A 10,654-nucleotide genomic window follows, 5' to 3' on the forward strand; every position below is an offset into this window, starting at 1 on the left:
ACAGAGTCTCCGACCGCTGGAGTTGGCGCCAAGGATAGGTCTACAATCCCGAACTCGACACCCAACCGCTCTGAAGCCAATTGCCCCACCAGTTGTCCCACACGGGTAATCTTGAAGGCCGTCTTTTTGACTGTTTCTGCGAGGATATCAAAGCTTGCTCCACGGACTTTTTCAATCGCCCGCTGAACCACACCTGGACCTGAGACACCGACATTGATGACTACATCCGCTTCACCAACCCCGTGAAAGGCCCCAGCCATAAATGGATTGTCTTCAACCGCATTAGCAAAGACGACCAACTTCCCTGGCCCCATAGGGTCAGCCATAGAGGCTTCCTGGATAATCCGCCCCATATCCCGTACAGCTGTCATGTTAATCCCCGTCTTAGTGGAGCCAATATTGACCGAGGAACAGACAAAGTCCGTCTCAGCTAAAGCCCGTGGAATCGAGTTGATGAGGATTTCATCCCCTTTTTGATAGCCTTTTTGGACAAGAGCTGAAAAACCACCGATAAAGTTAACGCCGACCGCCTTGGCCGCCCGGTCCAAGGCCTTGGCCAAGGGCACATAGTCCCTGGCATCCGTCGCTGCACCAATGATGGAAATCGGCGTTACTGAAATCCGCTTGTTAACAATCGGAATCCCCAACTCAGCAGATATGCTATTTCCCACTTCCACCAAATTTTTGGCTTTTTCCGTGATTTTCTGGTAAATTTTTTCCGCCGCGCGATCAATATCTGGATCGATACAATCAAGCAGGGAAATCCCCATGGTGATGGTCCGAACATCAAAGTTCTGTTCCTCAATCATGGCGATGGTTTCGGTGACTTGTCTAATGTCCATGTGGCAAACTCCTCTCCTGCTTACAAGTTGTGCATCGCTTCAAAAATAGCGGCACTTTGGATATTGATTTTGACATTCAAACTCGTCCCAAAGCGCTCAAATTCGGTGCGCAGTTGTGTAAAGTCCTGTTTGTCTTCGCTCGACACTACAGCCATCATGGTAAAATATTCATCCAAAACGGTCTGTGAAATATCATCAATATTGAGTCCCAACTCTGCGATTTTTGAAGATACTCCTGCTACGATCCCTGTTTTGTCCTTTCCGACTACTGTGATTATTGCTTTCATATTCTGCACTCCTTTTTCCTTTTTTCTATTTTATCATAAGTTCTGGGATTTTAAAAAAGCTCCGACCTTTTCATACAAAGGAGAAGAAAAGGCAGAACTTTTTCCGTACATTTTACAAAGAAGAGGAGCGATTTGCATAATAAATCTCATCAATCCCCCGCATTTGGCACCAATGATGGGTCGACCAACCAAACAGAATATCTGTCTTTGTAAGATTCTTAGGCGTCTTAGCCCCCAAAAGCGCCATCACGGTACGAATCTGGTCTTGCAGGCGCTCAACTTCTGCGATCGCAAGTAAAAGCCCTTCCTCTTTGCGCACCAGGTGTAAGAAGTGATTGCTCATCCCCACTAAGCTAGCCCCTAAGGCCAGGGACTTGACAATATCGAGACCATTTTTAATCCCACCTGAAGCGATGATGGTCGTCTTTTCGCTTTGGTTCACACTAGCAGCTTCGAGTAGGGAATGGACAGTAGACTGACCCCAACCTTCTAAGAAATCATAACGGTCCGCTAATGGGCGACGGTGATTCTCAATTTTAGCAAAATCCGTCCCCCCTGTCCCTGAAATATCAATCATATCCACTCCAACAGACTGGAGCAGCCGGATAGCCTCACGGCTCATCCCAAATCCCACCTCTTTGACAATCACAGGCACGTCTAGATGGGCTACAATATCCTCAATATTTCGCAACCAGGAGCGGAAATCGCGGTCTCCCTCTGGCATGACCATTTCTTGAGGGGCGTTTACATGCAATTGCAGCGCATCCGCTTCTAACAAATCCACTGCTTTCTTTGCATTGTCCAGCGTATGATGAGCTCCCAAGTTAGCAAAAATCACCCCATCGGGATTTTCTTTGCGCAAGACTTGAAAGGATCTCGCTAAGGAAGGATCTTTCATCGCAGCACTCACTGATCCAGACGCCAATGCAATGCCTGTTTCACGCGCCAATCGCGCCAACCTATGATTGACCTCGTAAGCGCGCTCACTTCCACCCGTGATCGCATTGACAAAAAAGGGAAAAGCAAACTCCAGACCGGCGATACGGGTCTCTAACTGGATTTCCTCGCAAGCGATCTGGGGAAGAGAATGGTGAACAAAGCGCATGTCCTCAAAATCTCTCGCACTTTCCTGATGGTACTGTTGATTGGCCAGAGCGATATGCTGATCCTTTCGACGAGATACTGAATTAGTTCCCATAAGTCACCCTTTCTGCTACCCGAATTTCCAATGGAAGAATTCCTGCTTCTGACCAGGCCTCTCGAATCAGCCTTTCCGAATGCAGGTCATCGACAAAAGCAATCCCGCAATCTCCACCACCTGCTCCAGAACTCTTGGCTACTCCCCCTTGTTCGATGGCTAATTGACACAGTTGTTGTAAAAGTGGCGTCTCAATGACCGTGCCGACCCCTTTTTCAAACTCCTGAAGAATCCGGCGATTTTCAGAGATACACTCCATAAACATCGCTGCATGACCTGTCCGGCAGGCTTCTATCATGCGGACGACACAGATCCGACTGTCCTCAAGCATCCGCACATACGCGATTTCACGCTCTTCTTGATGGACGACGTCCTGGATCGCTTGAACCAAGTAATCGGTCGAAGCTGGCCTTCCGGTCCAGCCAACCAACCACTGGAGTTCTCGAGGAATCTCCAGTGGCAAGATAGACAACCCTTCCCACTCCATCTGAACGAGATCCGAAAGACGACGCGTTTTCAATTCACCCCTAAGCCAAGCTCGATCTGGTGCCGTGTATGCAATCACACCACCAAAGCTAGAGGCTGCTAAATCCCCGAAAGATCCCTTCTTATGTAAGAACAACTGGCTCATCACCGATAATTTATATAGTTCGATAGGTTGCCAAGGGTAAGCCCCAAGATTTAGCACCGCCTGGATAACAGCAACTGTGACAGCTCCAGACGAACCTAGGCCAAACTTTTGACCAGACACATGATCTAGGTCAGACTGAATGGTGATGTCGTAAGCCCACTGGATTGGTTGCCCTTTTTCTGCTAGATAGCGTTCGGCTACTTGTTGAGCCATAGCTACCAGTTGAAAAGGCATATCTTCCTTGTAGACAACCCTTCCCTCCTCTCGATGCCAATCAAAAGTTTGATCCGCTTCTTGATTGGAATGCAAGGTCCCAACAGCGCCTGAACGGGAAGACAGTACTACGCGAACATAGCGGTCGACACTTGCAATGACAGCGGGATAGGCCGTTTCAACTACCGCATATTCGCCACCAATATAGAGTTTCCCTGGCGACTTGCCAATTACCTTCATTACATCCTTCCTTTTTCTTCAAACTCTTTTACAGAATCTTCCCACTCTCTTTCAGATAGGCTTCTCGCAGCAAAACCAACCCCACTTTCGATGATGGAAAACTCCACTGGCAACACTTCTTGAAGAGCCTTTTTTAGTTGGACCATTTGACTTTGGCGACAAAGGATCTTGACATTGGGTCCGGCATCCATGGTCATGAAGGCCGAAAGCCCTGTCTGACTCCGAACCGCGCGCACTTCCTCTTGCACACGAATAGTGTCTGGACTCCAATAAGTAAAGGGAGGATTAGCAGAAAGTGTGGTTGCATGCATCTTCATTCCATTGTGCTCTGTAATGGTGCCCAAACGGCTAAAATCCCTCTCTTTGATTGCTTCCTTGATGGCTAATAAATCTTCCTGAGCTGTTTGCTTCCAGGCATCATAAAATGGCGAGGTTTCTACCGTGTGATCCATCCCGACACGACTAGCTATTTTTTCTTTTGGGAGTTGACCACAACGACCAACATCCCGATGTCCCAGTCGGCATCATCAACTGGATAGGCCATCGACGTTTCAGAAGAATGCCCCTTATCCCACTCGACAAAACCTCCAAACAAGCTCCGCGTACTGGATCCTGACCCTCTTCTAGCATAGGTAGACAGACGGGAGCGATCCATATCCAAACCAAGCGCCTGATTGATCGCCATGGAGAGGGCAGCGTAGGCTGATGCAGAGGAGGCTAGTCCAGCAGCGGTCGGAACAAAATTGAAACTTTCTACCTTTGCCTTCATTCCTACTTGAAAATCTTCCCGAAACAAGTCTAAAAAGGACGTGATTTTCTCCACTTCCTCTATGGGTTGATCAAGACCATTCAAAAAAAAGGAATCCTCTGTGAAGTCCGAGTCAAATGTCACTTTGGTATCTGTATAAAAAGCGTCCAAGGTCAAGGAAAGACTGGAATTCATGGGTAAAAAAAGCGTCTTATCCCGTTTGCCCCAATATTTAATCAAGGCAATATTTGTATGCGCCCTTGCCCTACCAATCGCTATTGTCATTATTTTCTCCTAAGTATTGCATCCACGTCTGATAAGCTCCAGCTTCTTTCAAGGCCTTTTCGAGTCGATCAGCCTCCTTGCGGTGTCGAACCAGCGCAATCATACAGCCACCCCGGCCCCCACCGGTTAACTTAGCACCTAAAGCACCATGCCTATGGGCGACTGCAATCAACTTTTCTAAATGTTCTTCTGATACTCCAAGAAAGCGGAGCTCTTCTTGCGCCTGATTCATCAGAAGTCCGAGTCGCTCCCTATCTTGCTCTTTTAAAGCACACTTAGCCTGACGCGTCAGCCTGCCTAGAGTCAAAATCGCCTCTTTGGCCTGCTCAGAATGCGTCTGCAAATCAGCTACATCCCGTATGGCTTCCAAGGTATTCCCAATAACCCCCGTATCTGCCACCAGCAAATAGGCATCCAAGTGCAACTCCAGCGTTTGAAGTGGCTCCCCTTTGATGAAATAAACAGGCTGATGACCACTGGTCGTGGTGGTATCGATGCCGGATGGATTCCCGTGGGCAATCTTTTCAGAGGACTGGACGATTTCCCAGAGTTCTTGGTCCGATAGCTCCTTTTGGTAGTAGGCAAATAAGGCGCGCGCGACAGCTACGGCCACTGCGGCACTCGATCCCATCCCACGCTCTGCTGGAATGGTCGACTCAATCGTAATGTGAAGAGCAGGATCGCTCGGAGCCCCTATCCGATAGAGTGAAAAGCGGATGGCATGCTTTAAACTCTCCCAAATCTTTGGAATCTGATGGACTAGACCTTCATAAAAATCACAGGTCACCCGCAAGGCTTGCCCTTCTTTTACAACTTTAGCCTGAATTTGGACAGCAGAAAAAGGCATAGCGATAGCTGGCTGACCGTAGACCACTGAGTGTTCTCCCATCAAGATGATTTTCCCGTTTGATGTTCCAAAAGCTGGTTCGTTTCCAAGCACGTTGTGCGCCTCTTTCTTCTGATATGATTCTATCTATTATACCATTTTCTTAAAGGATTCAAATCGTTTTGCTAACCGATTCCTTAAGTGACAGCGAAAATCCGCTTTTTTAGGCAAATTTCAGGAGAGAGTCTTGTATACGCGTCTGCCCTAACCAGCCCTTCTCCTAGTCATCCTAAAAAAGAGAGGCCTGACCTTCATCCGACACTCTCTAGATGTTCTATTTTCAATCATTCTCAGGAAACTCTAACTTCTCCCTTTCTTAATATAAAGTGCCGTCAGAAAAAGCCAGCGGAACACATTGTCGGCGACTGTCGCAATCCAGACACCGGCTAATCCAAGTTTCAGCCAGATCCCCAACAGCACCCCAAGACCGATCCGAATCATCCACATGCCAAGTGATGTCGCGTAAAAAGGAAGTCGGGCATTCCCCAGACCTTGCCAAACAGCAGTCATGACCAAGGTCCCAGCCATAGCAGGCGTGCCTATAAAAGCATAAAAGGCAACTAATACACTCGCAGCCACTGCCTGACTATCATTCGTATAAAGGGCGGTCAAAGGTCTTCCCAAAAGAAAAATGAGTCCTGAAACCAAACCCATGGTCACAAGGGCGATCCAGTAAGAGTATGAAACCAATTTCTTCTGCTCTAGCTGGCTCCCTTCACCACGCGCACGCGCAACTAGGATAACCGTTGCCGTGGCTAGTCCCATCCCGGGCATGTAATTGAACTGCGTCAAGGTTTCCCCAATGGCATTTCCTGCAACCACTCGAGTTCCAAAGCTAACGATAATGGCGACAATGGCAATATCGCCTATGCGCATCATGAGGCGTTCTCCCGCAGCAGGAAGGGTCAGACGAAGCAGCTCCTGATCCAGCCTCCAACTCCAGCGAAGCCGTGACCCACCCAGATCCAAGGCAGAAAATAGAAGGGCACTCCCTATCATCCGGGACAAGACCGTCGCTAAAGCCACTCCAAAAACCCCCATACCAAGCCAGAATACGCTGATCGCAGAAAGAAGGGCGTTCAGAAGATTGCTCAAGAGGCTCACATACATGGGGAGACGCGGCTTCCCTTGACTGCGTAACAAACTCCCCAAAGTCGTCATCAAGCCCAGAAATAAAATCCCTCCACCGACCGTAGCCAAGTAAAGCCCCCCTGCTTGACGGACCCTTGGCTCCGTCCCTAAAAGAGCTAGCGTCTGCTCTCCCATCAAGATGGATAAGAGACCGAGCCCCAGGCTCAGTAGGATCGTTAAGGTCAAGGCCTGCTCCATCAACCGACGGGATGCACCTTCTTCTTTCCGGGCAAGGTGAGCTGAATAACTACTAGAGACCGCCGCTCCCAGAGCAATGAAAACCGCCTGGTAAACAGCCGTCAAATTATTGGCTACAGAAACCCCTGAAACAGCTGCGAGACCTAGTACAGCCACTAGGTACCCATCGACAGTTCCCATTAACATCTGCAAGAGATTTTCAACCATAGCAGGTAGAGCGATGGCCAGCAGTTTTCGGGGGATTGATTGTTGGTGTGTCACGTCATCCTCCTTCTCTTTTGTTAGAAAAGACCCCGTTAGTTGCCCAACCGAGTCTTCCTGTCTTATGGCATTTTGCTTACAACCCTAGGTACTCTTCCACGGCTTGTTGCATATCGCTCGCTTTTACAGTCGTCCGATGGCGAACTGGAGCTGTTTCGAGACCATCAACAGCTGGTGGTACAGGCACTCCTGAGATTTCCTGAAGTTGGGCCAGGGCATCAAAGTCACTCAAATCCGATTGACCCGTCACCGCTTCTACAGCCACAACCGGGAATTTATACGGACTAGCTGTTGAGGCAATCACTGTCGGATGCGCGTCTTCGTTTGTAGCCAGATATTTCTGATAAACAGCTGATGCTACGGCTGTATGAGGATCCTCGATGTAGGCATTTTCCTCATAGACCCGCTTGATTTCTGTAGCCGTTTCTGCCTCAGTCGCATAGTCAGCCGCAAAGGTCTCGAGAATCTCTGGATCAAAATCGGTTAACTCATATTCGCCTTGATGGACCAAGGCATCCATCAAAGCCGATGTCTTCTCGGCATTATTGCCAGACAGATGGAAAATCAATCGTTCCAGGTTGGAGGACACCAAAATGTCCATAGACGGGCTTGTAGTCACCTTAAAGCTGCGTTTTTTATCATAGATGCGCGTCTTGAAGAAGTCCGTCAGGACATTGTTTTCGTTGGAGGCACAGATGAGTTTGCCGATAGGCAAGCCGATTTGCTTGGCATAGTAGGCCGCTAGGATATTTCCAAAATTTCCAGTCGGAACAGTGAAGTTGACCGGATCTCCGGATCCAATCTCACCACTCTTGACTAATTGAGCATAGGCATAGACATAGTAGACAATCTGCGGCACCAAGCGACCAATGTTCATCGAATTGGCAGAGGAGAATTGTAAATGATGAGCCGCCAGCCGCTCCCGTAAGTCTGCGTCATTAAACATTTGCTTGACATTGGTCTGAGCGTCATCAAAATTTCCATCAATGGCTACAACATGGGTATTGCTTCCTGTCTGAGTCGTCATTTGCAGCTCTTGAACCTTGCTGACTCCGTCTTTTGGATAAAAGACGATGATTTCAGTTCCAGGAACGTCTGCAAAGCCTGCCATGGCCGCTTTTCCTGTATCGCCAGAGGTCGCAGTCAAGATCACAATCTTGTTTTCCAAGCCATGCTTTTTAGCAGCTGTCGTCATCAGGTAAGGCAGGATGGACAAGGCCATATCCTTAAAGGCAATGGTCGATCCATGGAACAATTCTAGATTGTACTGGCCATTTAGCTTAACCAAAGGAGCGATAGCCGGTGTGTCAAACTTGCTGTCATAGGCCTGATCGATACAGTGGTCCAACTCCTCCGCTGTAAAATCATCCAAAAAAGCAGACAAGACTAGTTTTGCCACTTCTTGATAGCTAGCATCCTTGAGCTGGTCAAAATCCAGCGCTACTTGAGGGTAGCTGGTTGGTGTAAAGAGTCCACCGTCTGTCGCCAGCCCTTGCAAGATCGCTTGGCTAGCTGTGACAGTATTATGGGCATCTCGTGTGGATTGGTATACTAATGACATATGGTCCCCCGAAGTCTTTTTTACTATCATACCATATTTCCTGACAATTTAAAGCTCCTAGTGAAAAAAGAGCAGGGCCAGCTTTGTACTGACCCCAAAAAGTTAGACAATTAATTTATCCAAAGGATTTAGTTCTGTATTGCACAGGACTGAGTCCTTTTAGTTTGATTTTAATTCGTTTGTTGTTGTAGTAATCAATGTAGTCTACAATAGCTTGTTCCAATTGCTCAAGTGACTGAAACGTCTTCTCATAACCATAAAACATTTCGGACTTAAGAATGCCAAAGAAAGATTCCATCATGCCATTATCTGGGCTATTACCCTTACGTGACATAGATGGCTGGATCCCTTTATACTCTAAAAAATGATGATAGAAATCGTGTTGGTATAGTAGTTTAGTTTATAACGAGTATATGATATACCAGTTATATGGCATACGGAATTGATTTTAGAAAACGTGTCCTTGCTTACGTTGAAGAGGGGCATTTGGAACGTAAGAAACGTGTCTCTAAATCAAGAAAAATCCCATTGGATCAGCTCAAAGAATTTGTTGAATTGCATCCAGATGCTTTTTTGAGGGAAATAGCAGATCATTTTTCTTGCAGTATTCCTTCTGTTTGGGCTGCTTTAAAGAAAGTAAATATCACTTTTTAAAAAAACAACTAGCTATAAAGAACAAAATCCAGTAAAAGTTCGCCAATGCCTTGAAGCACTAGTAGCTTTGGAAAATTTTCCAGTCGTTTATATTGATGAAACAGGTATTGATACTTATTTGTATCGTAAAAAAGGGCGTGCGCCAAGAGGAGAGAAGGTCTATGACAACATTAGTGGTCGCCGATTTGAACGGACATCTCTTGTCTCAGGTCAAGTGAATAATACATTCATAGCATCGATGATATACAAAGATAGTATGACAAGTGCTTTCTTTGTCGAATGGTTTAAAACACAGCTCTTACCATCCTTGAGTGAGCCTCATGTTATCGTGATGGATAATGCCAGCTTCCACCCCAAGAAAATACTGGATGAGCTCTCTATCAAGGATGGACATTTCTTTTTACCCTTACCACCTTATTCTCCTGAATTAAATCCTATTGAGAAAAGTTGGGCTGTTCTAAAAAGAGGCGTGACCGAATTGCTTCGAAACATGGACTCTGTTTATGATGTAATAGCATACTATTAAAAACCAAATGGCTATAAGAAAGCGAATCAAGACCCGTAAGGGTCTTTTTTCACGAGCCTTGAAATGAGAAGGCGAGTTCGGTCCGGGTGGACCTCTTTTTCATGAGCTCAGCGAGTCAAGACCCGGCTGTTTTTTTTCTTTCTCTATAAACGTGCTATAATGATAGTAGGAATTTTTAAAGGAGCATCTTATGAAGGGAAACGCTATTATTAGAAAAATGATTGAATCGGATATCAAACACCTGTCCCAAGGTTTTATCAATCAGGGTTGGCCTGGTAGAGAGGAAATTTTGGCTAGATATTTTCTGGAACAAGAGTGTGGGGAGAGAGAAGTCTTACTTGCAGAGGTTGAGGGTGCTTTAGCGGGTTATATCACAATTTTGCCCTGCGCTAAGCAGGGGCCTTTTGCAGAAATCTATCCAGAACTCTCAGATTTCAATGTCTTTGAGCCCTTTCAAAATCAAGGGATTGGAAATCTCTTGATGGAAGAAGCTGAGAAACGAGTCAAGCTTATATCGAATAAGGTGACGCTTGGTGTTGGGCTCCATTCAGGGTATGGACCTGCCCAGAGATTGTACATCAAACGAGGCTATATTCCAGATGGGACGGGTGTTTGGTATCAAAATCAATCAGTAGGTTTAGATGCTAGTTGCAGAGATGTTGGTGACTTGATTTTATATCTATCAAAAGATCTGATTTGATAGACATAGAAGAAGTTATAAAATGGAAAGAAAATACTTATAATCATCACTCCCTTTTTATCAAATAAGGGAGTTTTTATTTTTTATATAGAAATATATTCTACAAATTGATTAAACATAATTGTTTTAATTATCAAAATAAAAATAACTATTTAAAAAAGTATATAATGATTTTTTGAAAAATATCACTTCCTTCAAAGTAACCTTAAAAATCCCTTAAAATAGACGGTTGCGACTGGCATGAATATTATTACAAAAAGGTTACAGTTTATTAAAATTAAATTAAATACAAT

10 protein-coding genes and 2 pseudogenes are annotated in these 10,654 nt (G+C 46.0%); 3 read left to right on the forward strand and 9 right to left on the reverse strand.

The window, feature by feature from the left end:
- The 9 genes and pseudogenes from STRDD13_RS05195 to STRDD13_RS05235 form a co-directional block, all read right to left on the reverse strand.
- Window positions 1-842: DUF711 family protein (locus tag STRDD13_RS05195; protein ID WP_156471278.1), on the reverse strand; the 842-nt coding region annotated here is incomplete at its 3' end.
- 20 nt (window positions 843-862) lie between these two features.
- Window positions 863-1,129, reverse strand: coding sequence for an ACT domain-containing protein (locus STRDD13_RS05200; RefSeq protein ID WP_067102745.1), 267 nt, complete (start codon window positions 1,127-1,129; stop codon window positions 863-865).
- Window positions 1,130-1,241: 112 nt separating this feature from the next.
- Window positions 1,242-2,327: a type 2 isopentenyl-diphosphate Delta-isomerase gene (gene fni / locus STRDD13_RS05205; protein ID WP_067102747.1), complete on the reverse strand. Its 1,086-nt coding sequence runs from the start codon at window positions 2,325-2,327 to the stop codon at window positions 1,242-1,244.
- Window positions 2,317-3,411: a phosphomevalonate kinase gene (locus STRDD13_RS05210; protein ID WP_067102748.1), complete on the reverse strand. Its 1,095-nt coding sequence runs from the start codon at window positions 3,409-3,411 to the stop codon at window positions 2,317-2,319. Before STRDD13_RS05210 ends, fni begins: the two co-directional genes overlap by 11 nt.
- Window positions 3,411-4,444 (reverse strand): annotated as a pseudogene (gene mvaD, locus STRDD13_RS05215) (diphosphomevalonate decarboxylase). Before mvaD ends, STRDD13_RS05210 begins: the two are co-directional and overlap by 1 nt.
- On the reverse strand, window positions 4,425-5,417 hold the full coding sequence (gene mvk / locus STRDD13_RS05220; RefSeq protein WP_067102750.1) for a mevalonate kinase: 993 nt from the start codon (window positions 5,415-5,417) through the stop codon (window positions 4,425-4,427). The pseudogene mvaD and the gene mvk overlap by 20 nt, the downstream one beginning before the upstream one ends.
- Window positions 5,418-5,630: 213 nt before the next feature.
- On the reverse strand, window positions 5,631-6,920 hold the full coding sequence (locus STRDD13_RS05225) for an MATE family efflux transporter (protein WP_269450102.1): 1,290 nt from the start codon (window positions 6,918-6,920) through the stop codon (window positions 5,631-5,633).
- A gap of 76 nt (window positions 6,921-6,996) precedes the next feature.
- Window positions 6,997-8,481, reverse strand: coding sequence for a threonine synthase (thrC, locus tag STRDD13_RS05230; RefSeq protein WP_067103207.1), 1,485 nt, complete (start codon window positions 8,479-8,481; stop codon window positions 6,997-6,999).
- A 115-nt stretch (window positions 8,482-8,596) separates the two neighbouring features.
- Window positions 8,597-8,869: pseudogene (locus STRDD13_RS05235) on the reverse strand (IS3 family transposase); the annotation flags it as partial.
- 41 nt (window positions 8,870-8,910) lie between these two features.
- On the opposite strand from STRDD13_RS05235, the gene STRDD13_RS08845 reads away from it, so the two are divergent.
- The 3 genes from STRDD13_RS08845 to STRDD13_RS05250 all read left to right on the forward strand — a co-directional run bounded on the left by STRDD13_RS08845 (window position 8,911) and on the right by STRDD13_RS05250 (window position 10,361).
- Window positions 8,911-9,135 (forward strand): IS630 transposase-related protein, encoded by a 225-nt coding sequence (locus tag STRDD13_RS08845; protein WP_067102752.1) that lies wholly within the window; start codon window positions 8,911-8,913, stop codon window positions 9,133-9,135.
- Between the two features lie 67 nt (window positions 9,136-9,202).
- Complete coding sequence (locus STRDD13_RS08850; protein WP_082781182.1) at window positions 9,203-9,661, forward strand: transposase; 459 nt, start codon at window positions 9,203-9,205, stop codon at window positions 9,659-9,661.
- A 190-nt stretch (window positions 9,662-9,851) separates the two neighbouring features.
- On the forward strand, window positions 9,852-10,361 hold the full coding sequence (locus STRDD13_RS05250; protein ID WP_067102756.1) for a GNAT family N-acetyltransferase: 510 nt from the start codon (window positions 9,852-9,854) through the stop codon (window positions 10,359-10,361).
- Window positions 10,362-10,654 lie beyond the last annotated feature (293 nt).

This window comes from Streptococcus sp. DD13, from assembly GCF_001578875.1.
GTDB lineage: Bacteria > Bacillota > Bacilli > Lactobacillales > Streptococcaceae > Streptococcus.

Coding starts and splice junctions, on each gene's coding strand:
- STRDD13_RS05250 (WP_067102756.1), top strand. CDS start 9,852: ATGAAGGGAAACGCTATTATTAGAAAAATGATTGAATCGGATATCAAA.
- STRDD13_RS05210 (WP_067102748.1), bottom strand. CDS start 3,411: ATGAAGGTAATTGGCAAGTCGCCAGGGAAACTCTATATTGGTGGCGAA.
- thrC (WP_067103207.1), bottom strand. CDS start 8,481: ATGTCATTAGTATACCAATCCACACGAGATGCCCATAATACTGTCACA.
- fni (WP_067102747.1), bottom strand. CDS start 2,327: ATGGGAACTAATTCAGTATCTCGTCGAAAGGATCAGCATATCGCTCTG.
- STRDD13_RS05200 (WP_067102745.1), bottom strand. CDS start 1,129: ATGAAAGCAATAATCACAGTAGTCGGAAAGGACAAAACAGGGATCGTA.
- STRDD13_RS08845 (WP_067102752.1), top strand. CDS start 8,911: ATGGCATACGGAATTGATTTTAGAAAACGTGTCCTTGCTTACGTTGAA.